This is a genomic window from Alkalibacterium sp. AK22, from assembly GCF_000585255.1.
In the GTDB taxonomy this organism is placed as follows: Bacteria; Bacillota; Bacilli; order Lactobacillales; family Carnobacteriaceae_A; genus Alkalibacterium.
This window is the reverse complement of record NZ_JANL01000024.1, coordinates 51,362-78,162: the sequence shown is the minus strand read 5'-3', so window position 1 is coordinate 78,162 and position 26,801 is coordinate 51,362. Positions and strand designations below refer to the sequence as shown.

At 46.6% G+C, this 26,801-nt stretch carries 29 protein-coding genes; 19 read left to right on the top strand and 10 right to left on the bottom strand.

Features of this window, described 5'->3' with window-relative positions; translation table 11 throughout:
* Both ADIAL_RS11450 and ADIAL_RS05420 read left to right on the top strand, forming a co-directional pair.
* Nucleotides 1-262: hypothetical protein (locus ADIAL_RS11450; protein WP_197017769.1), on the top strand; the 262-nt coding region annotated here is incomplete at its 5' end.
* A 145-nt stretch (nucleotides 263-407) separates the two neighbouring features.
* A complete protein-coding gene (locus ADIAL_RS05420; protein ID WP_034300986.1) occupies nucleotides 408-1,154 on the top strand; it encodes an alpha/beta fold hydrolase in 747 nt (248 codons plus the stop codon).
* Nucleotides 1,155-1,332: 178 nt separating this feature from the next.
* Here the strand turns inward: ADIAL_RS05420 and ADIAL_RS05415 are convergent, their stop codons facing one another.
* The 3 genes from ADIAL_RS05415 to ADIAL_RS05405 form a co-directional block, all read right to left on the bottom strand.
* Nucleotides 1,333-1,725 (bottom strand): DUF4430 domain-containing protein, encoded by a 393-nt coding sequence (locus ADIAL_RS05415; protein WP_034300984.1) that lies wholly within the window; start codon nucleotides 1,723-1,725, stop codon nucleotides 1,333-1,335.
* A gap of 11 nt (nucleotides 1,726-1,736) precedes the next feature.
* On the bottom strand, nucleotides 1,737-2,300 hold the full coding sequence (locus ADIAL_RS05410; RefSeq protein ID WP_051503740.1) for an ECF transporter S component: 564 nt from the start codon (nucleotides 2,298-2,300) through the stop codon (nucleotides 1,737-1,739).
* A gap of 124 nt (nucleotides 2,301-2,424) precedes the next feature.
* Nucleotides 2,425-3,408, bottom strand: a complete 984-nt coding sequence (locus ADIAL_RS05405) for an aldo/keto reductase (RefSeq protein ID WP_034300982.1) — start codon at nucleotides 3,406-3,408, stop codon at nucleotides 2,425-2,427.
* A gap of 210 nt (nucleotides 3,409-3,618) precedes the next feature.
* Between ADIAL_RS05405 and ADIAL_RS05400 the strand changes: the two genes are divergently transcribed.
* From ADIAL_RS05400 to ADIAL_RS05390, 3 genes are all read left to right on the top strand, one after another.
* Nucleotides 3,619-3,873: a hypothetical protein gene (locus tag ADIAL_RS05400; protein WP_034300980.1), complete on the top strand. Its 255-nt coding sequence runs from the start codon at nucleotides 3,619-3,621 to the stop codon at nucleotides 3,871-3,873.
* Between the two features lie 117 nt (nucleotides 3,874-3,990).
* On the top strand, nucleotides 3,991-5,778 hold the full coding sequence (gene uvrC, locus ADIAL_RS05395) for an excinuclease ABC subunit UvrC (protein WP_034300976.1): 1,788 nt from the start codon (nucleotides 3,991-3,993) through the stop codon (nucleotides 5,776-5,778).
* A gap of 17 nt (nucleotides 5,779-5,795) precedes the next feature.
* The gene (locus ADIAL_RS05390) at nucleotides 5,796-6,353 is read left to right on the top strand and encodes a GNAT family N-acetyltransferase (RefSeq protein WP_034300975.1); all 558 of its coding nucleotides are present in this window, start codon (nucleotides 5,796-5,798) and stop codon (nucleotides 6,351-6,353) included.
* 96 nt (nucleotides 6,354-6,449) lie between these two features.
* On the opposite strand, the gene ADIAL_RS05385 is transcribed toward ADIAL_RS05390, so the two are convergent.
* Nucleotides 6,450-7,022: an LURP-one-related/scramblase family protein gene (locus tag ADIAL_RS05385; RefSeq protein WP_051503739.1), complete on the bottom strand. Its 573-nt coding sequence runs from the start codon at nucleotides 7,020-7,022 to the stop codon at nucleotides 6,450-6,452.
* A gap of 124 nt (nucleotides 7,023-7,146) precedes the next feature.
* Nucleotides 7,147-7,311 carry a YvrJ family protein gene (locus ADIAL_RS11220; RefSeq protein ID WP_081757681.1) on the bottom strand — a complete coding sequence of 55 codons (165 nt, stop codon included), beginning with the start codon at nucleotides 7,309-7,311 and terminating at the stop codon, nucleotides 7,147-7,149.
* A 459-nt stretch (nucleotides 7,312-7,770) separates the two neighbouring features.
* On the opposite strand from ADIAL_RS11220, the gene ADIAL_RS05380 reads away from it, so the two are divergent.
* Nucleotides 7,771-8,490: an NAD-dependent protein deacylase gene (locus ADIAL_RS05380; protein WP_034300972.1), complete on the top strand. Its 720-nt coding sequence runs from the start codon at nucleotides 7,771-7,773 to the stop codon at nucleotides 8,488-8,490.
* Nucleotides 8,491-8,547: 57 nt separating this feature from the next.
* Nucleotides 8,548-9,177 carry an NUDIX hydrolase gene (locus ADIAL_RS05375; RefSeq protein ID WP_034300970.1) on the top strand — a complete coding sequence of 210 codons (630 nt, stop codon included), beginning with the start codon at nucleotides 8,548-8,550 and terminating at the stop codon, nucleotides 9,175-9,177.
* Between the two features lie 139 nt (nucleotides 9,178-9,316).
* Here the strand turns inward: ADIAL_RS05375 and ADIAL_RS05370 are convergent, their stop codons facing one another.
* Nucleotides 9,317-10,207 carry a Cof-type HAD-IIB family hydrolase gene (locus ADIAL_RS05370; protein ID WP_034300967.1) on the bottom strand — a complete coding sequence of 297 codons (891 nt, stop codon included), beginning with the start codon at nucleotides 10,205-10,207 and terminating at the stop codon, nucleotides 9,317-9,319.
* 209 nt (nucleotides 10,208-10,416) lie between these two features.
* Between ADIAL_RS05370 and ADIAL_RS05365 the strand changes: the two genes are divergently transcribed.
* The 5 genes from ADIAL_RS05365 (at nucleotide 10,417) to ADIAL_RS05345 (ending at nucleotide 16,831) form a co-directional block, all read left to right on the top strand.
* Nucleotides 10,417-11,103: a uracil-DNA glycosylase gene (locus tag ADIAL_RS05365; protein ID WP_034300965.1), complete on the top strand. Its 687-nt coding sequence runs from the start codon at nucleotides 10,417-10,419 to the stop codon at nucleotides 11,101-11,103.
* Between the two features lie 87 nt (nucleotides 11,104-11,190).
* Nucleotides 11,191-12,174, top strand: a complete 984-nt coding sequence (pta, locus tag ADIAL_RS05360) for a phosphate acetyltransferase (protein ID WP_034300962.1) — start codon at nucleotides 11,191-11,193, stop codon at nucleotides 12,172-12,174.
* Between the two features lie 646 nt (nucleotides 12,175-12,820).
* A complete protein-coding gene (glpK, locus tag ADIAL_RS05355; protein ID WP_034300960.1) occupies nucleotides 12,821-14,344 on the top strand; it encodes a glycerol kinase GlpK in 1,524 nt (507 codons plus the stop codon).
* Between the two features lie 35 nt (nucleotides 14,345-14,379).
* Complete coding sequence (locus tag ADIAL_RS05350; RefSeq protein WP_034300957.1) at nucleotides 14,380-16,062, top strand: FAD-dependent oxidoreductase; 1,683 nt, start codon at nucleotides 14,380-14,382, stop codon at nucleotides 16,060-16,062.
* Between the two features lie 46 nt (nucleotides 16,063-16,108).
* Nucleotides 16,109-16,831, top strand: a complete 723-nt coding sequence (locus ADIAL_RS05345; RefSeq protein ID WP_034301006.1) for an MIP/aquaporin family protein — start codon at nucleotides 16,109-16,111, stop codon at nucleotides 16,829-16,831.
* A 170-nt stretch (nucleotides 16,832-17,001) separates the two neighbouring features.
* Here the strand turns inward: ADIAL_RS05345 and ADIAL_RS05340 are convergent, their stop codons facing one another.
* Nucleotides 17,002-17,208: a hypothetical protein gene (locus ADIAL_RS05340; protein ID WP_034300954.1), complete on the bottom strand. Its 207-nt coding sequence runs from the start codon at nucleotides 17,206-17,208 to the stop codon at nucleotides 17,002-17,004.
* A gap of 127 nt (nucleotides 17,209-17,335) precedes the next feature.
* Here ADIAL_RS05340 and ADIAL_RS05335 point away from each other — a divergent pair, with 127 nt between their 5' ends.
* The gene (locus tag ADIAL_RS05335) at nucleotides 17,336-17,779 is read left to right on the top strand and encodes an acyl-CoA thioesterase (RefSeq protein WP_155849181.1); all 444 of its coding nucleotides are present in this window, start codon (nucleotides 17,336-17,338) and stop codon (nucleotides 17,777-17,779) included.
* Nucleotides 17,780-18,385, top strand: coding sequence for a hypothetical protein (locus tag ADIAL_RS05330; RefSeq protein ID WP_051503738.1), 606 nt, complete (start codon nucleotides 17,780-17,782; stop codon nucleotides 18,383-18,385). It abuts the gene before it with no gap.
* Nucleotides 18,386-18,491: 106 nt separating this feature from the next.
* On the opposite strand, the gene dhaM is transcribed toward ADIAL_RS05330, so the two are convergent.
* The 3 genes from dhaM to dhaK are packed head-to-tail and all read right to left on the bottom strand — an operon-like array spanning nucleotide 18,492 to nucleotide 20,459.
* Nucleotides 18,492-18,869: a dihydroxyacetone kinase phosphoryl donor subunit DhaM gene (dhaM, locus tag ADIAL_RS05325; protein ID WP_034300949.1), complete on the bottom strand. Its 378-nt coding sequence runs from the start codon at nucleotides 18,867-18,869 to the stop codon at nucleotides 18,492-18,494.
* Nucleotides 18,862-19,449 (bottom strand): dihydroxyacetone kinase subunit DhaL, encoded by a 588-nt coding sequence (dhaL, locus tag ADIAL_RS05320; protein WP_034300947.1) that lies wholly within the window; start codon nucleotides 19,447-19,449, stop codon nucleotides 18,862-18,864. The genes dhaM and dhaL overlap by 8 nt, the downstream gene beginning before the upstream one ends.
* A gap of 17 nt (nucleotides 19,450-19,466) precedes the next feature.
* Nucleotides 19,467-20,459: a dihydroxyacetone kinase subunit DhaK gene (gene dhaK / locus ADIAL_RS05315; protein WP_034300945.1), complete on the bottom strand. Its 993-nt coding sequence runs from the start codon at nucleotides 20,457-20,459 to the stop codon at nucleotides 19,467-19,469.
* Between the two features lie 147 nt (nucleotides 20,460-20,606).
* On the opposite strand from dhaK, the gene ADIAL_RS05310 reads away from it, so the two are divergent.
* The 5 genes from ADIAL_RS05310 (at nucleotide 20,607) to ADIAL_RS05290 (ending at nucleotide 26,745) form a co-directional block, all read left to right on the top strand.
* Nucleotides 20,607-21,311 (top strand): NAD(P)H-dependent oxidoreductase, encoded by a 705-nt coding sequence (locus tag ADIAL_RS05310; RefSeq protein ID WP_034300943.1) that lies wholly within the window; start codon nucleotides 20,607-20,609, stop codon nucleotides 21,309-21,311.
* Between the two features lie 19 nt (nucleotides 21,312-21,330).
* Nucleotides 21,331-21,513 carry a hypothetical protein gene (locus ADIAL_RS05305; RefSeq protein ID WP_034300941.1) on the top strand — a complete coding sequence of 61 codons (183 nt, stop codon included), beginning with the start codon at nucleotides 21,331-21,333 and terminating at the stop codon, nucleotides 21,511-21,513.
* Between the two features lie 150 nt (nucleotides 21,514-21,663).
* Nucleotides 21,664-23,358 (top strand): DUF2207 domain-containing protein, encoded by a 1,695-nt coding sequence (locus ADIAL_RS05300; protein WP_034300939.1) that lies wholly within the window; start codon nucleotides 21,664-21,666, stop codon nucleotides 23,356-23,358.
* A 341-nt stretch (nucleotides 23,359-23,699) separates the two neighbouring features.
* Nucleotides 23,700-25,991, top strand: coding sequence for a glycoside hydrolase family 65 protein (locus tag ADIAL_RS05295; protein ID WP_051503737.1), 2,292 nt, complete (start codon nucleotides 23,700-23,702; stop codon nucleotides 25,989-25,991).
* A gap of 100 nt (nucleotides 25,992-26,091) precedes the next feature.
* The gene (locus ADIAL_RS05290) at nucleotides 26,092-26,745 is read left to right on the top strand and encodes an SDR family oxidoreductase (RefSeq protein ID WP_034300937.1); all 654 of its coding nucleotides are present in this window, start codon (nucleotides 26,092-26,094) and stop codon (nucleotides 26,743-26,745) included.
* Nucleotides 26,746-26,801: the final 56 nt, after the last annotated feature.

Below are 26,801 nucleotides of genomic sequence, written 5' to 3'. Positions count from 1 at the left end.
TCCTCGGCACTGGTTTTTATGGCGCAAGTGGGGAGCAGAAAGTCTGGAGTTGCCTCGCAAACGGTCTTTGCGGCGCAAGTGGGGAGCAGAGAGTCTGGAGTTGCCTCGCAAACGGTCTTTGCGGCGCAAGTGGGGAGCAGAGAGTCTGGAGTTGCCTCGCAAACGGTCTTTGCGGCGCAAGTGGGGAGCAGAAAGTCTGGAGTTGCGAATAAAAAAGGGAGGGCATTTTTCAAGAGACATAAAGCAAGACCTTATTCAGTAAAACGGAAGGATTGAATTTATTCCGAAAATAAGGTTTAATCTAAGATAACACCAATTATTTTATATTTATTATCAGCAGTCCATCAGGCGTTTTACTGGCATAACAGTCATGTCAGCTGACAGAATAGAAAAAGAAGGTAAAAATTATGAAACTGACAACAAGAAAACGCGTCCTAGGAGCTGTTCCGCTACTTGAAGTCGTACGAACCGACAAAAGGAATGAGCTGCTGCCGCTGATTGTTTACTACCATGGCTGGCAGTCTGCCAAAGAACTGGTTCTGACCCAGGGCCGCAAGCTGGCTGAAGCTGGTTTCCGTGTCATCATGCCGGATGCCACCAACCACGGAGATCGCCGTCAGGAAATCACCCGGATCCCCTCTCTGACTTTTTGGCAAAGCGTGCATACCAATCTATTTGAATTTGGTTTTATCGTCAATCATTTTCAGAAAATCGGACTGGCAGACGAACGACTGGCTGTAGGTGGAGTCTCGATGGGAGGCATCACCACGTGCGCATTGCTTACCCACCATCCGGAAATTCAAGCGGCAGCCTGTGTCATGGGCTCGCCAAAACCTGTCGACTACCGCGAGCGTATCTTCAAGAGGGCATCAGAACTGGATCGCTTTTATCCTCACGACTATGAATCGCTTCTTTCCTGGGTACCCAGCTATGACCTGTCTATGAATCCGGACACGCTAAATGGCCGTCCGCTGTTGTTCTGGCACGGGACGGAAGATCAGATTGTTCCGTTTGATGACGTTGCCACTTTCGTCCGGGAAAATCCTGAAGCGAATGTGACCTTTTTACAAGAAAAAGAGAAGCATCTTGTCAGAACAGAAACAATGGATAAAATCACTGATTTCTTCGTGAACAAAATGCAAAGCTGGGGATAAGCAGACCGTCTGGCTTAGTCCACTGCAGCTCAAGAGCAGCAAGGCTAGTTCTTGTATCCAATTAAGCCAGGTAAGCATTTAGACATAAAAAAAGCCCTGCTGACATGAAGCGACCAAAAAATAGACTTTAGAGTCTAACTTTTTTGGTCGCTTTAAACAGGCAAGACTTCTTGCTGAACTAGTGGGCGGTCAGTTCCCAGACGATATGGTCACCGTCTTCGGGAACAAAATCCTTCACCCCTTTTAGACCCTGTTCCTCATTAACGTCATAAATCCAGTACAGGCCTTCTGAAGAGTTTTGTTCGACTCCTTCTATCGCTTCGATAAAGCCCTCTTCTGTCACGACAAGGTCGTAATGCTGCTGCATTATTTCTAGTAAGGTTGACTCTGTAGCAGACTCAATCGGTTGATCGCTGAGAACTTCTTCACTTGTACGTATTGTGACTTGGATCGTCTGTTCCTGGTTGGACGTGGCAGGTGTGTCTGAAGCAAGGTCCCAGTACCACAGTCCAAGCACCAGAAGGACGGCAAAAAGGGCCATTCCGATCAAGTAAGTATCTTTTTTTGTCATAGTCATCTCCTTTACTCGTCATTCCTTTTTTCAGAACGGTGAGTATCTGTTTGTTTGAATAGACGCAGGCTGAGGGGGTAAATCAGCGGAAAAAACAGCATGTTTCCCAGTGCGTGGAGTAAATCGTAGCCCAGACCCGATAAGTAATAGGGAATAAAGATATTCCAGCCAAAAAAAGGGGCCTGGAGAAGGGATAGCAGCAGTCCGTACAAAATACCCATGAATGCAACATAAACCTGAAGGGCAGGAATACTGAGCTGCTCATGGCTTTTTTTAAGCAGGCTGGAAAGAAATATCAGCCCGGCGTAGGCACCGATTTGAGCAAATGTCCAGGGACCCATTCCTAAATAAATATTAGTGATTACCACCGACAGCCAGGCTACAGTTAGTCCTACACGCCAGCCGTAGTAGAGAGTGATGGACATCAGTAGCACGGTCATAGGCTGAATATTGGGCAAAAAGGAAAAACTGAGCCTGGAGACAGAGACCAACGCAGTCAGCAGAGCTGTACGTGTCAGCCTAGATGCGGGGCTCAGACTGTCGTGTGACTGTCCGCCTGAATAATCTGCGCTCATCGGATCTCCTCCTGCTTTCCTTTCATTTTTAGTAGGGCTTTCAAGATTTTCAAAGTCAAGCCACGCACTTATCCTACTATCAGCTATTATAGCATTTGCGTCAAGCGATTATCTCAACCGCTGGTTAATAAGGGCCTCGAATATGGCTGTGAACGTTGTCCCGGTAAAAAGCCTCGAGCTTTTCTTTTTCTTCCTGGGAGAAAGGAGCAGCACTTACAGCCTGCAGATTGTCAGAAACCTGTGCTTCATTTTTAAATCCTGGGATTACGCTGGTCACGGCTTCCTGCTGCATGACCCATTTGAGTGCAGCCTGGGTCATGCTGCCGTGTTCCTTGGCGATCCAGGAGAGCTCCCGGCTGAGTTCCACTCCTTTATTGAAGGGCAGGCCTGAAAAGGTTTCGCCAACATTGAAAGCTGCCCCGTCTTTGTTAAAATGACGGTGATCACTTTCTTCAAAAGTATGATCCTCGGAGAATTTTCCAGTCAGCAGGCCGCTAGCTAACGGAACGCGGGCAAGTATGCCGACTTCTTTTTCCCGAGCTGTGGGAAGCAGTTCTTGCAGAGGTTTCTGCCGGAGCAGGTTGAAAATGACCTGGAGAGCACTCGCCTGTGTATTTTCCAGAACGTATAGTCCCTCCTCCACTGTCTCGACACTGACACCATAGCTTCGGATCAGACCCTCCTGTTTCAGTTTATCTAAAACAGGAAAAATGTCAGTTTCCTTCAGCATCTCCAGTGGTGCACAGTGAATCTGGTAGAGATCGATTCGGTCTCTATTGAGTCGGGTCAGGCTTTTTTCAAGGTACTTTCGGATAGAAGCTTCACTGTAGCTTTGTGGATCATGAATGTCTCCACCCCGGATAAACTTGGTTCCGATATGAATCCGGTCCACCATACCGCGTGTGGCCTTGGCCAGCAGTTCTTCACTGTGTCCACCGCCATAGACATCTGCAGTATCAAAAAAGTTCACACCCGCATCCATTGCTCTATGGAGGCCTTTTAAGGCATCCTCGTCACTGTGGTTGCCCCAGTCCCCGCCGATCGCCCAGGTCCCGAATCCCAGTTCACTGACTTTCATTCCCGAATTGCCCAATGCATTGTACTTCATCTGCGTCTCTCCTTTAGTGTATGATTTATGGACAGTATAGCACAGACAGTAGGGTCAGGAAGATCAGCCGCCTTAGAACCGTTTGTGCAGTTAATCCTTGCTTTGACGGATCGTCTGCACACTAGCCAGTTTTTGGATTGCTGACAAATGTTCCCGTTTCTGGTAAAATGGCTAGTGAATTCAAGACTTGAGGAAAGGCAGGAGGGGAACATGGAAGAAGTACTCATCGATTTTTACCGTGGAAAAGACGAGCAAGCATTTATGGATGCATGGGAAGCGGCTTTCGGTAAAGTACAAGAAGACGACATTGACAGTCTGTATGAAGACATTGCTGATGCTATCGACGTGGCAGTCAAGAATGGGAGTCACGAGCTGGGAGAACCGTTTATTTACAAGGGTGTAACCGTAGGCAAGTCGGACTACAATGCCTTTCATGCACTGTATATTTTTGAGCAACTCAAATAAGATACGAGAGGGAAGCAGAGAGGTCATGCAGTCGGCTATTCAGGGTGAAATCGAGCACCCGTATGTTTTTAACATCATACTCAGATAAATCAGAGGTTACTGAAAGGAGGTGCTTTGTTGGCTGCAGAACTCATTGAACACAAACTTCAGCTGCTGCCGGATCTGCCGGGGTGCTATATCATGAAAAATAGCAGTGAAGAGATTATCTATATTGGAAAAGCAAAAAACTTGAAAAACCGGGTGCGCTCCTATTTTCGTGGAGAACATACAGGCAAGACTAAAAGACTGGTCGATGATATTGTTGACTTTGAAACAATTGTGACCGGTTCAGACAAGGAAGCGCTGCTTCTTGAGGTGACACTGATTCAGAAGCACCAGCCAAAATATAATATTCGCCTGAAAAGAGGGACTAGCTATCCGTATCTTAAAATCACTAATGAAAAAGACCCACAGCTGGTGATCACATCTGACGTAGAGCAGGATGGAGGCTACTACTTTGGTCCTTATCCGGATGTCTGGGCAGCTTCAGAAACCAAGCAGCTGATCCAGAAAATCTATCCCCTAAGAAAGTGTAACGGCTATCAGAAAAGGGCGTGCCTCTACTACCACATCGGGCAATGCATCGGGCCCTGCGACCATGAAATCCCTAAGGAAGAGTATGACCGGCAGATCAGCCGGATCCGCTCGTTTTTAAATGGTAACGTCACTGACATCAAGCGCGATTTAAAGGAGAAAATGCAGGAAGCTTCGGAAGAGATGAACTACGAAAGAGCCGGAGAATTTAGAGATCAGATTTCTTATATCGAACGGACAGTTGAAAAGCAGTCAATCATTTCCAATGATTTCACCCCAAGAGACTTTTTCAATTACTATATGGACAAAGGGTGGCTGTCGATTCAGGTTTTCTTTGTTCGTCAGGCGACTTTAATTAAACGGGAAGCGACAATGTTTCCAATCATCGATACGCCGGAAGAAGAAGTGCTCAGTTTTATCTTGCAGTACTACCAGGATGCAAACAACCAAAAGCCAAAAGAAATTTATGTGCCAGAAAATCTTGATCAAAAAATGCTTGAAGAGGCACTGGAAACAAAAGTCAGAGTCCCTAAAAAGGGCCGGAAAAAGGAGCTATTGGATCTGACCGGCAAAAATAGTGAGTTGGCGCTGAAAGAAAAATTCAGACTGATCGAAATGAAGGAGCGCAAGACTACCGGAGCAACCGAGGAACTTTCCCGGGCCATGGGACTGCCGTATATTGAACGAATAGAAGCGTTTGACCATTCCAATATTCAGGGCTCTAATCCGGTTTCGGCGATGGTGTCTTTCAAAGACGGGGTTGCCGATAAAACAAATTACCGCAAATATAAAATTAAAACGGTCGTCGGCAGTAACGAGTATGCGACGACACAGGAAGTCATCAGACGACGTTACAGCCGTCTTCTGAAAGAGAAAAAGCCCTTGCCGGACTTGATCCTTATGGATGGAGGTAAAATTCAGGTTAATGCTGCCGTCGATGTGCTTAGAAATGAACTGTCGCTAGCTATTCCGGTAGCCGGTATGGTCAAGGATAACAAGCACCGCACAGCTGGTCTGATTTTTGGAGAAGATCTGGAGCCGGTGATTCTTGATGCCCGCAGTCAGGCTTTTCATCTAGTCCAGCGCATTCAGGAAGAAGTTCACCGTTTTGCCATCACCTTCCACCGGAATGTGCGAAGCAAGAACAGCTTCACGAGTCAGTTGGACGACATTGACGGCGTCGGTCCGAAAACCCGGACGAAAGTGCTGAGGCATTTCAAATCAATGAAGCGTTTAAAAGAGGCGGATATCGAAGAGATGATTCAGTTGGGAATCAGCCGCAAGGTGGCTGAACGCATCAAGGAAAAACTGGAGCAGTCTGCACCATCTTGATTAAGGAGGAGAAAGCAATGATTAGAGAGGCAAAAGCGGAAGAAGCTGGAGCAATTGTTGATCTATTTAAAGTTATTTTATCTGATATGGAGCACCCGGTTATGGAAGAAGTGAGCTGGGATGAGCTTCGACCGGCCCTAGTACATGCAGCGAAAAGTGAGCAGTTCCGTCAAAGTTACAAGAATGCGCTCGTCAAAGTAGTCGATGGAGAAGTCGTCGGCTTCTGCTTTGGCTATCCGGGTGGAGAAAGCGAGGAGTATGCATCACTCTCCCGCCTAATTGAATCGTTTGATTTGCCTCCATTTGAAACCTTTATGGTAGAGGAAACAATGGAGGGGGAGTGGTATCTCGACTCTCTCGTGACCCGAGCTGACTATCGTGGCCGTGGAGTAGGCAAGGAACTGATGGAAGCCGCCTATGCTAAAGCGCATGCAATGGGATTGCCAGTGGTCGGCCTGAATGTGGACCATGATAATCCGAGAGCCCGAAAGTTATATGAAGCGCAAGGATTTAAGAAAGTTAAAGAAGTTCGGCTAGTGGACCATCTATACGATCATATGCAGAAAAAAGTCTGAAAGCTGAAGTGTAGATACAGCTAAGATCAAGCACATTCTCGGTAAGCAAAAAAGATGCCAGGCTTCTTGCCGGCATCTTTTTTGCTTGAAACACCTCTATTTTGAGCAGAGCAGTTTTTTGATCTTCACCCGAATTGGATACATGAAGCTCAAACTGTAGCGCTGTTGCTTCAGAGGATTTTCTGCATGCATTTTATTCTGATCATAATGATCCAGCAACTGAGAAATCAGACAGGCAACAGGAGCCATTCGTTCATTTTGAAACGTGAGTGTATAGAACTCGCCTGTAAAGGTCATGCTTTTTTCTATCTCCAAAATCTTTTTGCCGAATTGTCTGGCTATAAAGACCTGTTTATCGTAGTCGCCGCTAATGATCCAGTTAAGTCCGGTTACAGTGAAAAAAGGCTGTCCGGCTCCCCGCCAGCTGGCTCGTTTCTTGATTGTCCCCATTTTCCTTCCGTTCTGGTAAAGGCGAAATTTAGGGAAAACAGACAGCATTACTTGTCTCGCTTCAACGATACGCTTGCCGTCCATGGCATAGACAGAAAGCTTGTCTCCCAGTCGTCCCCATTTGCCTACAATCAGAAACACATGATCACCGGACTCGTTTATGACGATCATCCGGTTCTGTTGTGTTTTGTATTCAGCTTTGATATACATCCGAACCATGTCATCACTCCTAGTCGGTGCCTGCAGTTATTGTCAGCTTCAGTTTCAGTATACCACTTCTGTTATAAAAATAAGCAAAAAAGAGTACAGCAAGCTGCACTCTTTTTAGAGGTAAGTGTGGCTTTCAGCTGCGGCTGCGGGCAGTCACGCTTGTCAGTTCGTTGAGCGCCTTAACAACAGCATCCAGCTTGTTTTCCATTCTGTGCAGCAGAACGAGGGAGACAAAAATCGGAAAACCGACATTGGCTATCATATCAATCACAGCAGAAAACTGTGCATCAGCGGGCATACCTCCTCCTCCTTTCCTGTATCCTATTATAAAGACGCCAGGAAGGAGACAAGTGTTACCCGACTATCTCAGACTATTGGCTGTAGCCCTGCGTTTCCTTTAATGTGAGAGTCCAGCCCCATGAAACAGTGTAGAGAAAAACGGACAGGATTGCTTCATCAGTAAGCGGGGCTCCTTTTTGAACGGCTATAAACGATTTCAGTCTACGGATGCTACCGATAGCACCGGTGCAGCCGAGGTCCCTTTGATGGGAGAGCATCGGCTGTTTTTAGCGTCTTGGTCAGTGAAGGGCTCGCCTTCACAGCCGAATCAGCAGAGCGTTCTCTTCTCCAAATATGACTACCTTTATGAGGAGTATTGAGACTCTTGTCTGCCTGTGCTCAGGTGTCAGAACAGTATTTTGTCTCCAGACTCAGTATAATAGCGAAGAAAGGGCACAGAAAAGGAGGAGGTAGAAAAATGTATAAGACAGCGGCAAAGTGGCTGGCAGAGGCTAAAAAGACAGTAGTGATCACAGGAGCGGGGATTTCTACAGAAAGCGGGATACCGGACTTCCGGTCGGGCAATGGCCTCTACAATCAGAAAATGAAGGGTCATCATTCTTTCGAGGAGGTGCTGAGCCGGACTTTTTTTAATGAACAGCCGGAACTGTTTTATCAGTTCTACCTGGAGCATCTGCTGCACCCCAATGCTGAACCGAATCCAGGGCATTATTTTCTTGAAGAGATGGAGCAGAGCGGGACTGAAGTGACAGTCATTACTCAGAATATAGACGGTCTGCACCAGCGAGCTGGAAGCCGTCGGATTATTGAGCTGCATGGTAATGCTGGACGTGTTCGGACTCAGCAAGGCCACATGTACGACATTAAAGAAGCGGTAAAGAAGAAGGCCAGCTGGGAGGTGGCTGGGAAATGGGTCCGGCCTGATATTGTGCTGTATGGAGAAATGCTTGACCCTCTAAAAATAGAAGAAAGTATCGAAGCTGTCAAAGCAGCTGATACGCTATTGGTGATGGGGACAAGCCTGAATGTCTATCCGGCTGCAGGACTACTTTATGAGTACACGGGCTCGCGCAGCGTGCTGGTCAATAAAGAACCTACCCGGCTGGACCGCCGCTTCGCATTGTCCTTTCCAGAAGATATCTCTAGCTGGGCTTTAAAGATAAGAAAATGGATATAGATATAGAACAAAGGGAAAAAGATACTAAAAATTCATAAGATAGCTGGTGCATGTAGCATGTGGAAAGAAATAGAAAAAGCCTTAAAAGAATATGACCCGAAGCAGCTTGGGCAGCAGAAGCAATTTGCTGTCCTGCTACCGCTGGTTGAAACTGATGGCCAAATGAATGTCCTTTTTGAAAAAAGAAGCCGATCGGTATCGCAGCCGAATGAAACGTCTTTTCCAGGAGGGGCAGTTGAAGTAGGAGAGACCTACGAAGAAGCAGCGGTGAGAGAAACGAGTGAAGAGCTTAATGTGAAGCCTGACCGGATTAAAATTATAGGGGAAATCGATTTTATCGCTGCTCATTCACATGTGATCCGGTGCTTTGTCGGTAAACTGTCCGTCGAAAGCATTGATGAGATTCAGCCGAATGAAGAAGTAAGCGAAGTCTTCACTCTTCCGCTTGAGCGGCTGCTGAACCTGCAGCCCGAATACCATGCCGTCAAAATGAAAGTTGAACATAAAGAGGACTTTCCTTTTGATCTGATTGCCAACGGTCAGCGGCATAAGTGGATGTCGGCACGGCAGCTGATTCCTTTTTACCGCCTGCCTGATCAGTATTTATGGGGATACACGGCGCAGTTTATGCACCGGTTTGTACAGATTATGAAAGCTCAGAAATCTGCTGATACACAGCGGGACTGACAGCGCATGAGCTCCGTTCATTCAGTTAAATGAAGGCTGGACGAGATACGCCTGTTGGAGCTATAAAAAGACCGGGCACCGGTCAGCTCACAACTGGCCAGTGCCCGGCTCGGTATTCTTATGAAATATGCAGTAAGGCTTAGCGGTCCTGCTGGTAAATCTTACCATTCAACACTTTAGTAATCATCTCCGCAACGCCATTTTCACGGTTACTGGCCGTTTCAAGTCGGGCTGCTTTTTTAGCCTCAGGGACAGCATTTTTCATGGCAACCGAATACTTGGCCCATTCTAGCATGGAGAGGTCATTGATATTGTCTCCAAGTGTCATGACTTGGTTGGCTTTCAGATTCAGCCTGCGGGCCAGTCGAGCGACAGCTAGCCCTTTTTGGGCTCCCAAATGATTGATTTCCAGGTTCCTCTCGCTCGAAGCGGTAACGGAAAGGTTCTTGATTTGAGCATTAAGCTTCTCCTTAAGTGGAAGCAGGAGCTCTTTTCCTTTCTTACTGTGCACAGATACTTTGAAAATAACCGTGCTCTGGTCGTCGATGACATCGGCATAGTTATCCACAAAAGTGATTGGCATTTCCTCCACACGTTGTTGAGCAATATCAACAGCTTGTTCAAAGGTGATGTCCGGGTTCATATCCGAAAGCATACTGGCCAGCATTTCCTCCCGCTGATCCTGGTTATCGGAAAAGACACCTTTAGAGGTCATCAGCTCCTCATGCAGATCATCGTGCTGAGAAAAAACAGACAGAAGCTCCCGAACTGTTTTCTTTTCCAGTCCGATATTGTATATGTTCTGACCGGTTCCGTCAAAATACTGACCCCCGTTTTGTGCAATGAGGGGACAGATGATATTGTGTTCTTTTAAGAGCGGTGCAGCCATGGGATAATCTCGACCCGTGGCGATTGCAAAATGAATGCCGCGCTCCTGGGCTCGCTTGATGGCTGACGCACTGGCGTCGGTGATTTCCATATTCTCATTGAGCAGCGTACCGTCCATATCCGATACTATCAATTTGATCATGTGATTCGTCTCCTTTAGTGGTTCATCAGTCTTTTGATACCAGTCTACCAAAAAACAAGAGAAAAGAAACAGTGGACCTCCTGGAAGTAAGTAAAGAATACCAACAGCCACAAACATAGAAGCAGAAATATAAACTGATAGACAAATGGACGTTTAAAAACAGATCCATTTAAAAATAAACATACGGATAAAATAGAAAGGAAGATCTGATGTCAATACCTGTCAATAACGACTGGCAACCGATCCTTGAAGAGGCCAGCCGACACCCTTACTACGAGGAACTCAAAGCTTTTTTAAAAGAGGAGTATAGCCGGTACACAGTGTATCCGGCACTTGAACATATATGGCAGGCTTTTGAGTGGACTCCGTATAAGGACGTAAAGGTGGTAATTCTTGGACAAGATCCTTATCATGGAAAAAATCAGGCACATGGACTAAGTTTTTCTGTCCGGCCTGACGTGAAGCTTCCACCGTCTTTAAAAAATATTTATAAGGAACTAGAGCAGGATCTTGGTGTGCGTTCGGTCAGACATGGCTACTTAAAAAGTTGGGCCAAACAGGGTGTGCTACTCTTGAACACTGTTTTGACTGTGAGAGCAGGCGAAGCCCACTCGCATCAGAATAAAGGCTGGGAACAGCTGACCGACCAGATTATCGAAGCGTTGAATGCTAGAAAAGAGCCGATTGTTTTTTTGCTTTGGGGCAAAGCTGCACAAGCAAAACAAGCCATGATTGATGAAAGCAGGCATGCTGTGTTGACCACGAGTCACCCCAGTCCTCTTTCAGCTTATAGAGGATTCCTTGGATCCGGTATTTTCTCACAGACGAACCGGCTGCTAAGAGATATGGGACACGAGCCTGTAAACTGGCAGCTGCCTGAAAATCCCAAAAGTTGAAGAGAGCATCTGAAGTCGGACTGTAAAAAAGTAAGGAAAAATGCTATAATCTTGTATGTACAAATCAAACCTTGGAGGGAATAATCAGTGGAATTATTTGACAGTTTAAAAGCAAAAATCAAAGGAAAAGATTTGAAAATCGTTTTTCCTGAAGCAACAGACGAACGGATTCTGGGAGCGGCACTGCGCTTGCACTACGAAAACATCTTGGAGCCTGTTCTTTTAGGAAATCCTGAAGAAATCAATCAGGAAGCTAAAGCGCACGGCTATGACCTATCTGACATTGAAATCATCGATCCAGCCACGTACGATAAATATGATGAAATGGTTGCGGCTTTTGTAGAGCGCCGTAAAGGGAAGGCAACGGAAGAGCAGGCTAGAGAACAATTGAAAGATGTCAACTACTTCGGTACGATGCTGGTTTATCTGGACTATGCAGCGGGTCTGGTCAGCGGAGCGATTCACTCAACAGGAGACACCGTTCGTCCGGCTCTTCAAATCATCAAAACCCGTCCGGGTGTCACACGCACTTCAGGAGCCTTCATCATGCTAAGAGGACGCGGACAGGAAAAATACCTTTTCTCCGACTGTGCCATCAACCCGAATCCAGATGAGCAAGTTTTGGCTGAAATTGCTGTAGAAAGTGCCCGCACAGCTCAAATGTTTGATATTGATCCAAAGGTCGCCTTGCTCAGCTTCTCATCCAAAGGTTCAGGTAAGTCACCAGAAGTCGATAAAGTTCGCAATGCTACAAAAATTGCACAGGAACTGGCACCGGAATTTGAAATCGATGGTGAACTCCAGTTCGACTCTGCCTTTGTTTCCAGTGTTGCTCAGCAGAAAGCACCCGGATCCAAAGTAGCTGGAGAAGCAACAGTCTTCGTTTTCCCGGAACTGCAGTCCGGAAACATTGGCTACAAACTGGCCCAGCGTCTAGGTAACTTTGAAGCGGTTGGACCAATCCTTCAAGGGCTAAACAAGCCTGTATCTGACCTTTCGCGTGGTTGCGTGGAAGAGGATGTCTACAAAACAGCTATCATTACCGCCAACCAGGCTATCATGAACGACTGATTCCAGTAAAGACAACAATGAAACACTGAAAAAAGGCAATCCCTCTTTTGCGGATTGCCTTTTTGTGTGGGCTGAGACCAAGCTATGATATGTCAATAGAGAGGCTGGCGAAAAAAGTTTTAGAAAGGTAGGTCAAGAGCATACAGACAGATCAGCCAACACGTGCAGGTGTCAACTCAACACAGAAGGGAAGGCAGGATCTGATTATACATCAGCAAAATGGGTATCCTGAAGTTAAAAAAGATCTGACATTTTTAGGCAAGTGCTGTTCAGTCTCAAATCGAGCCCTGTCCCTCTATTTACACTCCCTCCTCTATCTTTAAAAAATCAAAATCAGAGTAAGCGGTCTTTGTCCAAGTCACAGGGTGTTATGCCTGAAGAATCAGAAGTATCGTCTATCTGCCTTGTACTTTTTAAATCATTATGTAAGCGTTCGTTCAATTGATAAGCAGGTGACAAATGGTCTATATGTGTCATTTATTCAGTTCTAGTAGAAGTTTCTGTTTATCTTTTATTACCTGCAGCTTTAATATGGCAACATGTAATTTAAATCACAATCGTTTAATTAGAGCTAAAAAGTCTGGAGATGCTATACTAAAAAAGACGGTAAGCCTTTACAAAATAAGAAGAAGGAGTCGGTTAAGTAATGGCGGATTATATTTTAGCAATTGATCAGGGCACAACGAGTACACGGGCAATCATTTTCGACAAGGAAGGCGAGCCCAAGTGGAGTGCGCAAAAGGAAATCGAACAGTCTTTTCCGGAACCAGGATGGGTTGAGCACAACGCCAATGAAATCTGGCTCAAAACTCTACAGGTGATCGCCAACGTAATGATTGAAGCAGGCATCGAGGCAGAGCAGTTGGACGGGATCGGAATTACCAATCAGCGCGAAACAACTGTGATTTGGGATAAGGAAACCGGGGAGCCAATTTACCCGGCAGTTGTCTGGCAGTCCAAACAGACGTCCGGTATTGCGGATCAGCTAGTGGCTGATGGGCATAAGACAATGATTCACAAAAAGACAGGCTTGATCGTGGACTCCTACTTTTCAGCTACAAAAATCAAGTGGATACTTGACGAGGTGGAGGGCTCCAGAGAGCGAGCTGAAAACGGGGAGCTTTTGTTTGGCACAATTGATACCTGGCTTTTATGGAAGCTGACGGGTGGGGAAGTTCATGCGACAGATTACTCCAATGCCAGCCGAACCATGCTGTACAATATATATGATCTAAAATGGGATAAAGACATACTTGAACTGCTAGACATACCTGAAGTCCTGCTGCCGGAAGTGAAACCGTCATCTGGTATATTCGGTGAGACCATGGATGCCATTTTTAAAGGAACTAAAGTACCTATCTCAGGTATAGCTGGAGACCAGCAAGCCGCCTTATTTGGGCAGACTGCCTTTGATAAAGGAATGGTCAAAAATACCTATGGTACAGGGGCTTTTATTATTATGAATACCGGAAAAGAACCAATCCAGTCTGACAACGGGCTGCTGACGACACTAGCTTACGGTCTCGATGGAGAAGTTTATTATGCACTGGAAGGGGCAATTTTTGTTGCAGGCTCAGCCATTCAGTGGCTGCGAGACGGCTTGCGAATGTTTAGAGACTCTCCTCAGTCAGAAGAGTACGCTGCCCGTGTTGAAACAACGGATAATGTCTATGTCGTTCCTGCCTTCACCGGCCTGGGTGCGCCGCACTGGGATCAGGATGCCCGTGGAGCTGTATTTGGTTTGACTCGAGGAACAGAAAAGGAACACTTTATCCGGGCGACACTGGAGTCACTGGCTTATCAGACTCGGGATGTTGTAGATGCCATGAATGAGGATGCCGGACTCAAGACAGAGACGATGCGTGTCGACGGCGGAGCCAGTATGAATGACTTTTTGATGCAGTTCCAGTCTGATATTTTGGATGTCACCATTGAGCGCTCGAAAATCATGGAGACGACAGCACTCGGTGCTGTCTACCTTGCAGGTCTGGCAACAGGATTTTTCAAGGATATGGATGAGATCAAAGCCAAGTGGGACAAGTCCGCTACCTATAAACCGAAGATGGATGAAGAAAAGAGAGAAGATCTGTATGCAGGCTGGCAGGCAGCAGTCAAAGCCAGTCAGGCTTTCAAATTTAAGCCAAAGAAATTCGACAGGAAAGACAAGTAAATAAAATCTTCAAAATATGAGAGGGCTGAACGACCATGGAATTTTCACATGAGACAAGAGACAAGACACTCAGGACACTTCAGCAAAAGCAATGGGAGTTGCTGATTATTGGAGGCGGGGTGACGGGTGCCGGACTGGCTCTGCATGCTGCTGCTCGGGGAATCGATGTTGCCCTTGTAGAGATGCAGGATTTTGCTGCCGGTGCAAGCAGCCGTTCATCCAAACTGGTTCACGGAGGACTGCGCTACCTCAAGCAGTTTGATGTCAAGCTCGTGGCTGACGTTGCCAGAGAAAGAAATGTTATTGGAAGAAATGCACCTCATATTGCTCAGCCTGATTACATGCTGATGCCTGTATATGATGAGGAAGGAGCTTCTTTCGATACCTTCTCTGCTGAAGTGGCGCTGCATTTGTACGATTATCTGGCAGAAGTAGATGAGACCTGGGCTCATTACATGGTTGAGCATGACCGCGTTCTTGAAGAAGAACCTGCTTTGAATAGTGAACAGCTGAAAGCAGGTGGCTTCTACCTTGATTATACGAACGATGACGCAAGGCTGACGATTGAGACCATCAAGAAAGCCCATGAGATGGGTGCGGCGATTGTCAATTATGTTAAAGCTGAAGCCTTTCATTACAGCGAAGACGGCCAGATCAATGGAATCAGTGGGCAGAACACACTAAATGGAGAATCTTTTGAAATCAGAGCTGATGTGGTTGTCAATGCCACCGGTCCATGGTCTGATGAAACCCGAAAGCAGGGCAAAAGAGAAACGGAGAAGAAAATGTTTCCGACCAAGGGAGTCCATTTTGTCGTGGATCATGACAAGCTGCCGGTGAAACGGACAATCTATACAGATACTGGCCAGCAGGATAACCGTATGTTCTTCATTATTCCAAGAGGAGACAAGACATACTTCGGGACCACCGACACTCCTTTTGAAGGGACTTACGAAGAACCAAGCATTACACGAGAAGACGTGGATTATCTTCTAAAGGCGGTCAACCATCGTTTCCCTTCAGCTAATTTGAAGCTAAAGGATATCGAATCAAGCTGGGCTGGATTAAGACCGTTGATTCAGGACGAAGACAACAGTGACCCGTCAGGCATTTCCAGAGGGCACGAAGTCTTTACAGAAGAGGACGGCCTAATCACGATTGCCGGGGGCAAGTTGACTGATTACCGCAGAATGGCAGAGGATACGTTCGAAGTCATTGATCAGGCGTTTGAAACATACGGAAAAACTTTCAAAGAGGTGGATACAAAAATAATCCCGCTGTCAGGCGGAGATGTTCCAGATCCATCAGCGTTCGCTGATTTTGTCAGCGAACAGGCAAAGCAAGGGATAAAAATCGGTTTGTCAGAAGCGGATGCTGCGTTTTTGGCTGACTGGTATGGCTCAAACGTAACTGACTTGTTCAACTTGTCTGAAGAGGCTAAAACCTATGACTTGCCGTTAAAAGAGGCCCTTCAGCTAGCCTACAGTTTAAAGTATGAAATGGTCTTGGCTCCGGCTGACTTTTTCAACCGTCGGACAGGCATGCTGTTCTTTAATATCAGACAGATAGAGAAACTGAAACAACCGGTGCTGGATATTTTATCCGAGCGACTGGGATGGGACAGTCAGACCAGAGACAATTGGGAAGGTGAACTTAACGCACGAATGCAAGAAGCGGCATTAAGTGACCTGAAGAAAGAAACATCGGCACTGAAATAAATAAAAGAAACAACACCGGAGCGAATAGGAGAAAGGGAGTGTGGCAATGGAGACAACCTTGTTCCAGCAATTGTTGGGTGAATATTTCGGTACACTGATCCTGATTCTTTTGGGAGATGGAGTAGTGGCTGCCAATGTGTTGAAGAAAACAAAATCATACGATACAGGCTGGGTGATGATTGGCCTGGGATGGGGGCTGGCTGTGGCCATGGCTGTTTATGCTGTTGGCTGGCTGTCACCGGCACATATCAATCCGGCCGTTACCGTAGGCATGGCTGTGGCGGGTGAAATTGGCTGGGAGCTGGTGCTTCCCTACAGTATAGCTCAGATTGCCGGAGGATTTACTGGGGCTGTGCTCGTCTGGCTGCACTATGCACCGCATTTTAAAGCTACAGAGGATCAGGCTGCCATTCTAGCCGTCTTTTCTACCGGACCGGCTATTAAAGGAAGCAAGTGGAATCTTGTATCAGAAACGATTGCAACAGTTGTGCTTGTGTTTGGCTTACTGGCTTTTACGCAAGGAGAATTCACGGAAGGTCTCAATCCGCTGGTGGTGGGTCTGCTCATTGTTGCCATTGGCCTGTCTCTGGGAGGGACAACAGGTTATGCGATTAATCCTGCCCGTGATTTAGGCCCACGTATTGCCCATCAGATATTGCCTATTGCCAATAAAGGGGGTTCAGACTGGGCTTATTCCTGGATACCCATTGTCGGACCACTGATTGGTGGAGTATTGGGAGCGCTCTTGTACCTCGTTATGATATTGTAAGGCGAATAAAAAACAAAGACCGGTTCTACCTGCGGGCCTGCAGATAGAACCGGTCTTTGTATTCCTATCGCTGTAGCTGACAAGGTAATAGGAAACGTGTCTTCTTCTGCAGATTGTTCACAAGAAAGCTCAAGCGCTTAGCGGACCCTTGGACAGTTTAAACGTGTGTTTCAGTAGGAAACGGAGTCAAACAGGATGGCAATGAGTGCAATGCCGATTGCGGTGATGCTCATGCGAGTTGTGTCTGCCTTAAGAAAAAAGCCTGCAGTACCGAGAATGATAGCTGCCCCTGCCATAATAGTCGTCTGCCAGAACATGCCAATAATGGCAGCCAGAATGGCCAGCCAGCCAATAATGGCACCAATTTGCTTATTCATGATTGTCCTCCTTAGATCGAAATAGTGATATTATACACAAGTGCTCTTCATGAGTTTACCATAAATTCAAGAAGGTGTGCTACACTAAAAAGCAGTTAATAGATTTCAGATGAAAGAAGGTCACAAAATGACACCACATTTACATAAAGTCCAGTATTACGAAACCGATCAGATGCAGATTGTACATCATTCCAATTATATCCGCTGGTTTGAAGAGGCCCGGACACATTTACTTGATGAAATGGGCTTCGGTTACCATGAGATGGAGGCAGCCGGTATACTGATACCGGTTTTGTCCGTGCAGGCGGACTACAAAAGTATGGTTCGCTTTGGGGAGTCGGTGCAGATTGAGATTTCTGTAGGCGTTTTTACAGGTGTGAAAATGACTCTTCACTACTCAGTAGTGGATGCAGAGTCCGGAGAAGTGAGGGCTGTTGGGGAATCTGCGCATGCATTTTTAGATAAAGAAAATTATCGTCCGCTTTCTCTCAAGCGCAGACATAAAGAGCTGTATGCCCTGTTTTTAAATTTGAAGCAGCAATCTGATAACGAAGAAAAAGGAGCGCTTTAAATGGAACTGATTCTTATTGTCGGCCCCCAGGCTGTAGGCAAAATGACCGTCGGAAAGGCTCTGGAAGACAAGATAGATGCCCGCCTACTTTTTAATCATGAAACGATTGATCTCTTTGCCCGGTTTATTGGCTACGGCCCGGACACTTTTCGTCTGTCTGAACAAGTTCGTCTCGATTTATTTAAAGCTTTTACCTCTTCGCCTGAAAGTAATACAGTGGGAGGGATTATCTTTACTGTAGTGGTAGGTTTTAATCTGGAAGGCGAATTTGATACGCTCAGAGAATGGTCCAGTATGTTTCATGAGGCAGGTGGAGCAGTTTATTTTATTGAGTTGGAAGCTGATCTGAATGAACGCCTCAGACGAAATACCAGTGATTACCGCCTGAAGATGAAACCATCCAAACGCAACACCGAGTTTTCGACCCAGGAATTGCTGTCAAGCATGAACAAACACAGACTGCGTTCCCTCCCCAAAGAAGTGGAAAAAGAGCTTCCTGGCGTGCATTATACTCGTCTTGACACAACTCAGCTTTCTGTTGGTGAATCGGTGGAATACATCGTTGCTTGGCTGAAAGAGACCGGGTACAAAACGTTCTGTCCTTAAATTAAAACATAGTGGTCAGGATCGTGCGAAGGGACTGTGTAGTGGATACAGTTGGAGCAGGTCAATATGAAAAAAGCCGGAACATCTGTTCCGGCTTTTAAAGTGTTCAATTTTTAACCATTAAAGGAGAGAGTTGTTGCATGATTTCATCCAGCTTCACTTCTGCCTGTAGAAGTGAAGCCGCTGTATAGGCACCTTCAACAAAGGCTGCATCAAGGATCATTACCTCTTTATCTGTTGTTTCTGCAGCTATCTCCAGGTTCATTTTGGCACTGCCAAGGTCATAAAAGCACCAGATTGTATTACTTTCACAGTCTGTGATTGCTGCACTGATCCGGTCAAAACTGGTCCCGACCGACCCGTCATCCAGTCCACCGGCTGTAATGATGGTGACGTCTGTAGCGACTTGAATCAGCAGCTCCTTCAGTCCTTCAGCAATCCCTTCAACATGTGACACTAAAAGAAGTGCTGCCTGTTTATTCATTCAGCACACCTGCCTTCATCAAGCAGTCGAATAGGTAGGCACTGGACTGTGCGCCAGGATCCAAATGCCCAATCGACCGGTCACCAAGGTAAGAGGCCCGTCCCTTACTTGCTTTCATCTCCTTAGTGTTCTGGAAGGCTTCGCTGACTGCTTCCTGGGTCAGCTGACCGGCGTGCAGTTTATCAACCAAAGGCTGCCAGACATCAATCATGGTTTTTTCGCCCGGTTCAGCTCTGCCTCTTTTTTTAATGCCCTCAAGGCCGGCTGCCATTAAAGCTGTGGGATCACTGGATTCCGTGGCTGTTTTAGCCATGGAAATAAATGCTGATCCGTACAAAGGGCCGCTAGCTCCGCCAACCTTACTGACTAGAGTCATGCCTATGTCCTTGAATAAGTCAGTCAATTCACTGTAACTGCTTGTGTCCAGCTTATCCTTGACGGCCTGCACACCGCGAGTCATATTACTACCGTGATCGCCGTCTCCGATAGCTGAATCCAGTTGATTGAGTTGGTCTTTGTGTTGAGGGATTTCCTCGCAAAAGTGAAGAAGCGCCTCAAGCCATTGCTCTATCGTCGCCATTGCTTTCTCCTTTCTACCTACCAGCCGATCACATCAACTGCACTATTCAGATGGTCAAGCCAGCGTTCATCAGTAAGCTTCAGCAGTGTCAAGGACAGTCCTGCCATATCTATGGCAGTCATGTAATCGCCGACTTTTATGAAGGACAACTCAAGCTGTTCCTGATCGACTAGCAGTTGCTTCACGTCATTCATAAATACAAATTGTTCCATTAGTGGAGTCGCGCCCATGCCATTGACCAGCAGCGCCAGTCTATCTCCCGCCTGCCAGCCGGCCTCCTTTTTCAGTTTGGTTACAAACTCTTCTGCCAGTTCGTGTGAAGGCTGGAGAGCTTCCCGCCGGTAACCAGGCTCGCCGTGTATGCCAATACCAAATTCAATTTCCTTGTCTCCCAGTTCAAAGCCTGGTTTGCCGACCTCCGGATTGGTAGCAGGGGATAGGGCCAGACCAATCGAGAAAAGTTGCTCGTTAACCTGATTAGCCAAGCGCTTAATTTCCTCAAGAGATGCGCCAGCCTCTGCAGCCGATCCCAGTATTTTATGCATAAACACAGTGCCGGCTACGCCGCGCCTTCCCGTCGTAAAGGTGCTGTCTTCTACGGCAATATCGTCATCGACAACAATAAAATCAACAGTGATATCCTCGAGTTCCGCCAGATCTTTGGCCATTTCGAAATTTAGCACGTCGCCGGTATAATTTTTGATGATCAAAAAGACACCGGCTCCTTCATCTGCTGCTTTTATGCCTTCCAGTATCTGGTCAGGTGTAGGAGAAGTGAAGACCTGGCCGCAGACAGCGGCAGAAAGCATACCTCGGCCGACAAAGCCGGCATGGCTGGGTTCGTGCCCACTGCCGCCTCCACTGACTAGACCTACTTTACCATTTTTCTGATACTTGCGGGCAATGACGGTCGTTTGTGGGAGTCGCATGACAATAGAGTCATAAGCAAAACTTAGTCCGTCAAGCATCTGATCCACGACCTGATCGGGCTGGTTGATGATTTTTTTCATACGTATATTCCTCCTTGTTTGAAAGTATTATATAGCGCTCATACACCTTTATTGTACACGTTTTCATTGTCTGCTTCTAATCATTCACATTTCTTTCCTCGTTTTGCTATACTTATACTATAAAGTTCGAATAGAAGGAGAATGACTGTGAAAACATTAATCATTATCAGTCATCCGGAGGTGGATCAGTCATCCAGTCAGCAGTTTCTGATCCAGTCGATATCGGATACGATGCGCACAAATGTAACCGTGCATATATTGGAAAAGACTTACCCGGATGGCAAAATCGACAGTGCTTATGAACAAGCGTTGCTGAAAAAGCATGACCGGATTTTGTTTCAGTTCCCGTTTTACTGGTACTCATCGCCGCCACTCCTCAAAAAATGGCAGGACGAGGTGCTGACCGAACATTTTGCCTTCGGCTACAGAGGGGACAAGCTGGCAGGTAAGGAGCTTGGCTTGGTGCTCTCCATCGGCATCGCAGAAAAAGAGTACCAGACGGGAGGACAGGAAGGGTACAGTATCAGTGAACTGACTAAGCCATATCAAGCGCTGGCACGTAAAACGAAAATGAGTTTTATCCGGCCGCTGTCTATTTTCCAGTTCGCCTACCAGTCTGAACAGGAAAAAAGGCGGCTGCTCGTCCGTTATCAGCAGTATGTGACACTCAAACGTCCGGACTCTCTAAAAACGAGAGAAAAATGGATGATTGAGGAATTGAAGACCACTGCAATAGACACTCTAAAAATGGATAATGCTGAATTTATTATCAACCAGACCATTGACCAGATTGAAGACAACCGGATGGAACTGGATGAGTTGCGCATGCATATTGACAATTTTCACGACTAACAAGAAGGAGACGATAACCATGGATGAACAGGAATGGGTAGTGACTGAACTGGACCGGCTCTTTCACGCCAGCCAGGATTACAAGCAAAAAGCCTTGATGCAAGCAGCTGCTGAAATTATCAGGGAGCAGGAAATCCGCAAGGAGCAGCTTCAAGGAGAACTCGATGGCACCTTGTGGAGCCCGGGTAACTGGAGCAACTGATACAATAATGTATTTTATATACAGCTGATATTTATTTATTCATAATAATTAAATAAAATCACCCTTTAGAGAAAAAATCGGTCGGAAGACTGTGTTTTTTCTCTTTTGTCTTGTATATACTGGGATAAAGATCACTAGGGGGAGTGAAATATGAAAAGGATAATAGGGATTTGGGCGGGGATACTTCTGTTTATAAGTCTGGCTGGTATTCAGCCAGTAGAGGCTTCGGGCAGTGAGTTGCATGAGTTGACAGTTGACATGGAGCTTTTGGAGAACGGGACAGCCATTATTGTGGAGCACCGTGACGTAAGCCTTGAAGAAGGAACTGAGCTGTTTATCTACATAGAAGAGAAAATGGGTATAGAGGTGATTGATTTTCATGTTGAAGGAATGACCGAAATATCTGACTGGGACAGCTTGGAGTCCAGAGAAGAAAAAGAGGGTCATTATACTATACTGGACAGGGAAGATGGTGTGGAATTGGTGTGGGGCATAGGAGATTACGGCCGGAATCAGTACACGCTGACCTATGTAGTCTCAAATGTGGTTACTCAGTTACATGATGGGCAGTCCATGCACTGGGATTTTAATACTTACGGGACATTGCCGCCTGAGGAAATGGCAGTCAGCATCCGTGGTCCTTTTTCTCTTGATGGGGAAAGTACACGAATATGGGGCTTTGGTTACGATGGACGAGTCGAATGGTCTGAAGGCGAAGTGCTGGCCTACAGCGAGGAGCCACTGTACGCCGACCAGCGGTTTACAGTCCTGGTCCAATTTCTCGATGTGCCTTTTCTGACCTCCTTCTACCAGGACCGAACGATGGAGCAGGTAGTGAATGAAGCACAGGAAGATCCGGGTAGAGGGGGAGGCAGCGGTATCGCTACAAGTATGATTGCGCTGATAGTCGGCGGTGCTGTTACGCTGCTTCTGACTTTATTTGGTGTGCTGATCAAAATTGAGTCACTGAAAAAGGAAGCAGGCAAAATGCCCAACAAGTATGAGCAAGATAAGCGTAACAAAGGCATGTATTATACAGAAATCCCATATAAGGATGGAGAAATGACAGATATAGCTTTCTTGTTGAAACAACTGGGTAAAGGCGGCTTCGAACATTACTTTAGTGCCTTTCTGCTTAAATGGGCCAAAGAAGGCTGCTTAAGAATAGATGAAGTGGAAGGAAAAAGAAAACAGCCCCGACTTGTATTTCTTCCTGAATCCTTCAACCAACTGCAGAAAAAGGCTATTCGCCAGTCTACTGTTGAACAGACACTCTGGTCTAGTTTGCTTGAAGCATCCAATGAACAGCAGCACTTAAGCAATAAGGAAATGAAAAAGTGGGCAGAGAAGCAGGCAGATCAAATCACGGCAATCGAGCAGCAACTTGAGAAAGACTCAATGGACTATCTGGCAGCAGAACATTACATTACAGAGGAGACCCTTTCATTTATTTGGATGCGCCTGCCTTATGTGGGGATCACGAAAAAAGGTCAGCGTCTTTATGACCGGCTCACTCAGTTCGACCAGCATCTTTCAGCACTGAAAAAAAATAAGGAATTAAGTTATAGACAGCTTATTCCCGAAGAGTCCTTTCTCATCTGGGCTAGTCTGTTCGGAAAGGAAGAGGAAGTCATTAGCAGACTGGATACCTTGATGCCCGAATGGCAGGACGAGGAAGTGCTGCCGCATTACTTTTTCAGCTATAGCGGTCTGCATACCTTCTCTTCAAGCATGCACAGCGGATATGTGAACAGCGGCCAGTCTTCCGCCAGCGGTTTTAGCGGCTCGGCTTCAGTAGGTGGCGGCGGAGGAGCCGTTGGTGGTGGAGGTGGCGGGGTGCGCTAGAGCAGACACCATTCAGCTGCCCCCTTCACCTCTACAGCGTCCACTCTGTACGTGTCGCTCACAATCCAGGCCGGCCTGAGCGGGTTTCGGTTCGATCAGTTATTTTATAAGCCGTCAATACAGGTGTCTGGATCCTGAATTGGCGGTTTTTATGTGCTCAGCTTTTCCAGAGAAAAAACAGACATCAAAAAATTACAGTCCTAGGAGCAGTCCTGAGGACAAGAGTCAGCCCCAGTTTTTTTCTGCTGCTATCTGTGCTCCCTTTTTACAGGCAGCGCTTTCCCTTGCATTACGGGATCGTTATTGCCAAAATATAAAAAAAGAAAGAAAGGTGATAGCGCATGCATGAACTGATTCAAAACGGCACCCCCTGGATACTGAGGGAAACTGGGAATGATCCCGCTGTGATTCGACAGAACGAAACCCTTTTTGCTTTATCCAATGGCCACTTTGGAACGCGGGGAAGCCTGGAGGAAGTACACCGGACACCGGAGTATAGTTACAGTAGAAGTACCCTGATCAATGGCTATTATGATACAGACCCAATCAGCTACGGAGAATGGGCATACGGTTACGCTACACACCACCAGACCACTATTCCTGTTCCTGATGGCAAGTGGATGGAGCTTCGTACAGCCGATGAAGTGTTCGATTTAAAGTCAGCGAATGTCAGTGATCACGAACGTGTGCTTGATTTAAAGGAGGGGATCCTAACCCGGAGTTTCCAGTGGGAGACACGGGAAGGAGTTAAGCTCGATATAACCATCGAACGTTTTGTCTCCTATGATTATCCGGAAATCCTTGCACAGAGGATGACCTTAGTTCCAGATACCTCAGGGCATGAAGTTCGAGTAACCTTTGAACTGGATGATCTTGAAGCTATGGGTAAAGCAGCTGGCGAAGAACAGGCAGAAGATTTGGATCCTCGAAAAAAAGAACAGACTCGCCGGCGCTTCACTTCTCAACGGCTCTCTCGTTCACCAATCCTGCTGCTGCACATCAAGACACAGGAATCCGACTTACATGCCCTGGTTGGCAGTGTCATTCAAACGGATAAAAGCAAAGCCGCTTTGTCCAGTTACGGGAACCAGACCGCCCTGTCTTTTTGGACCAAAGCCGGCGAGCCAGTAAGGATCGACCGGTTTACAGCTTACAGTTCTTTTTTTACAAACGATCAGGCCGTAATAAACCAGTCAAGGCAGCTGGAGGAGACGCTCGAAAGGGTTGATTCAGAAGGGTACGATAAGCTGAAATCAGCACATATATACAGGATGCAGTCTTTCTGGGAGACCAGTGATATCCAAATTGAAGGGGATCCTGCCCTTCAATTGGGGATTCGTTTTAATTTGTTCCATTTAAATCAGGCAGCCGGACGAGACGGGAAGCGGAACATGTCTGCCAAAGGACTGACTGGGGAGGGCTATGAAGGGCATTATTTCTGGGACACAGAGCTGTATATGCTGCCTTTCTTTCTGTATACTCAGCCAGAGATTGCCCGGGCCCTACTTTCCTACCGGCACAGTATCCTGCCTCAGGCTCGTGAGCGTGCACGGATCATGGGCATCGATAAGGGGGCTCTTTTTGCCTGGCGGACCATTAACGGCGAGGAGGCTAGTCCCTACTATCCGGCTGGGACCGCACAGATTCATATCAATGCTGATATTGCCCATGCTGTTTATTCCTACGGTCAGATAACGGGTGACGAGCGGTTCATGGTAAAGGAAGGTCTGGAAATCTTGGTTGAAACGGCTCGTTTCTGGGTCCGTTGGGGACACTTTGATGATCAGCAAAAGGGTGCCTTTGTACTAAATGATGTGACAGGGCCTGATGAGTATACGGCCATCGTCAATAATAATTTTTATACAAACTATATGGCGAAAAAAAATCTGCTGTATGCTCTTGAGCTCATAAAGCGGGCCGAGAACAGAACAGACAGCAGTCTTAAACAGCTTGATGTCAGTGAAGAGGAACAGAGGTTATGGGAGCGCGCTGCTGAGCTGATGTGTCTGCCATATGACGAGAAACACCGGCTGACCATGCAGGACGACAGTTTTTTCCACAAGGCAGTCTGGGATTTTGAAGGAACGCCAGAGGACAAGTATCCTCTGCTTTTACATTACCACCCGCTGACCATCTACCGCCACCAGGTATGCAAGCAAGCAGATACTGTTCTGGCACAGTTCCTCTTTCTGGATGATTTTTCCGAAGAGCAGAAAGCAAGAGACTTTGACTATTATGAACAGGTGACGACTCACGACTCTTCTCTGTCCCGCTCAGTATTTGGGATGATGGCCAGCCGAATCGGCAAGGACGAAAAAGCCTATGAGTACTTTATGGATACCGCTTTGATGGATATTACTGATCTCCAGGCCAATACAAAAGATGGCGTCCATGCAGCCAATATGGGCGGGACTTGGTTGAGCTTGGTCCAGGGTTTTGCTGGTATGCGGCTGCACGACGGCAAACTGACCTTTTCACCTCGTTGTCCGAAAGCCTGGTCCAGTCTGTCTTTTTCTCTGAAATTCCGAGGCCGGCTGATTAGAGTGAAGCTGACCCCTGATACTGCTCATTATGAGCGGCTGGAAGGTGAGCCGATTGCAATTCAGACAGATGATGAACAGATTGTCGTTTAAAGCGGCTTAAGGGAACTTTAAAAAGTAAGCGTATCTTTGGAAGAAAAAAAACGAATCTGCTATGGTAAAAGAGTACCCAACCTTATAAGGAGTGAGTTGAATGAATGTACTGATCGTTGGCGCAAATGGACAGATAGGTAAGCACCTGATTGACATTTTGAAAAAAGAAGGCAAACATAAGCCGGTGGCCTTTGTAAGGAAAGAAGAGCAGGTTAACTATTTCGAAGACAAGGGAGTAGAAGCCAGGCTTGGGGACTTAGAAGAGTCAGTGGAAGCAATCAAGAAACGTATGAAAGATATCGATGCCGTTGTCTTTACTGCCGGATCCGGAGGAGGAACAGGCTATGACAAGACGCTTATGATTGACTTGGATGGTGCGGTCAAAACGGTTGAAGCAGCTAAAGCCAGTGGAATCGACCGCTTTGTCATGGTCGGAGCTTTCCGTTCAGATAACCGTAGACAGTGGGTCAAGGATATGAAACCGTACTTTGCCGCTAAATATTATGCAGACGAGTGGCTCAAAAATTCCGGTCTGAACTATACGATTGTGCGGCCTGGAAATTTGGAAAACAAGGATGCCATTAAAAAAGTGGCAGCAGGTGCTGACACGGCCAAGCCAAAGAAATTTTCTATTCCACGAATAGATGTAGCTCAGGTGATTGCTGACAGTCTTGAAAAAGATACGACCTACAGAAAAGTATTTGACCTGGTAACGGGTGACGATACGATTGAAGAAGCACTGAATAAACTGTAAAAACCCATAGTAAAGACCAGCTGAAGACATGTGAATACAGACGTCCGGCCTTCTGG

Bases quoted from the DNA above. Each gene is read 5' to 3' on its own strand.
- ADIAL_RS05350 (WP_034300957.1), top strand. From the start codon at position 14,380: ATGGAATTTTCACATGAGACAAGAGACAAGACACTCAGGACACTTCAG.
- dhaK (WP_034300945.1), bottom strand. From the start codon at position 20,459: ATGAAAAAAATCATCAACCAGCCCGATCAGGTCGTGGATCAGATGCTT.
- ADIAL_RS05405 (WP_034300982.1), bottom strand. From the start codon at position 3,408: ATGAAGTACAATGCATTGGGCAATTCGGGAATGAAAGTCAGTGAACTG.
- ADIAL_RS05340 (WP_034300954.1), bottom strand. From the start codon at position 17,208: ATGAATAAGCAAATTGGTGCCATTATTGGCTGGCTGGCCATTCTGGCT.
- ADIAL_RS05420 (WP_034300986.1), top strand. From the start codon at position 408: ATGAAACTGACAACAAGAAAACGCGTCCTAGGAGCTGTTCCGCTACTT.
- ADIAL_RS05400 (WP_034300980.1), top strand. From the start codon at position 3,619: ATGGAAGAAGTACTCATCGATTTTTACCGTGGAAAAGACGAGCAAGCA.
- ADIAL_RS05375 (WP_034300970.1), top strand. From the start codon at position 8,548: ATGTGGAAAGAAATAGAAAAAGCCTTAAAAGAATATGACCCGAAGCAG.
- dhaL (WP_034300947.1), bottom strand. From the start codon at position 19,449: ATGGCGACGATAGAGCAATGGCTTGAGGCGCTTCTTCACTTTTGCGAG.
- ADIAL_RS05300 (WP_034300939.1), top strand. From the start codon at position 21,664: ATGAAAAGGATAATAGGGATTTGGGCGGGGATACTTCTGTTTATAAGT.
- ADIAL_RS05345 (WP_034301006.1), top strand. From the start codon at position 16,109: ATGGAGACAACCTTGTTCCAGCAATTGTTGGGTGAATATTTCGGTACA.
- ADIAL_RS11220 (WP_081757681.1), bottom strand. From the start codon at position 7,311: ATGCCCGCTGATGCACAGTTTTCTGCTGTGATTGATATGATAGCCAAT.
- ADIAL_RS05335 (WP_155849181.1), top strand. From the start codon at position 17,336: ATGACACCACATTTACATAAAGTCCAGTATTACGAAACCGATCAGATG.
- ADIAL_RS05415 (WP_034300984.1), bottom strand. From the start codon at position 1,725: ATGACAAAAAAAGATACTTACTTGATCGGAATGGCCCTTTTTGCCGTC.
- dhaM (WP_034300949.1), bottom strand. From the start codon at position 18,869: ATGAATAAACAGGCAGCACTTCTTTTAGTGTCACATGTTGAAGGGATT.
- ADIAL_RS05410 (WP_051503740.1), bottom strand. From the start codon at position 2,300: ATGAGCGCAGATTATTCAGGCGGACAGTCACACGACAGTCTGAGCCCC.
- ADIAL_RS05390 (WP_034300975.1), top strand. From the start codon at position 5,796: ATGATTAGAGAGGCAAAAGCGGAAGAAGCTGGAGCAATTGTTGATCTA.
- ADIAL_RS05380 (WP_034300972.1), top strand. From the start codon at position 7,771: ATGTATAAGACAGCGGCAAAGTGGCTGGCAGAGGCTAAAAAGACAGTA.
- ADIAL_RS05295 (WP_051503737.1), top strand. From the start codon at position 23,700: ATGCATGAACTGATTCAAAACGGCACCCCCTGGATACTGAGGGAAACT.
- ADIAL_RS05370 (WP_034300967.1), bottom strand. From the start codon at position 10,207: ATGATCAAATTGATAGTATCGGATATGGACGGTACGCTGCTCAATGAG.
- ADIAL_RS05305 (WP_034300941.1), top strand. From the start codon at position 21,331: ATGGATGAACAGGAATGGGTAGTGACTGAACTGGACCGGCTCTTTCAC.
- ADIAL_RS05290 (WP_034300937.1), top strand. From the start codon at position 26,092: ATGAATGTACTGATCGTTGGCGCAAATGGACAGATAGGTAAGCACCTG.
- glpK (WP_034300960.1), top strand. From the start codon at position 12,821: ATGGCGGATTATATTTTAGCAATTGATCAGGGCACAACGAGTACACGG.
- ADIAL_RS05385 (WP_051503739.1), bottom strand. From the start codon at position 7,022: ATGGTTCGGATGTATATCAAAGCTGAATACAAAACACAACAGAACCGG.
- ADIAL_RS05365 (WP_034300965.1), top strand. From the start codon at position 10,417: ATGTCAATACCTGTCAATAACGACTGGCAACCGATCCTTGAAGAGGCC.
- ADIAL_RS05330 (WP_051503738.1), top strand. From the start codon at position 17,780: ATGGAACTGATTCTTATTGTCGGCCCCCAGGCTGTAGGCAAAATGACC.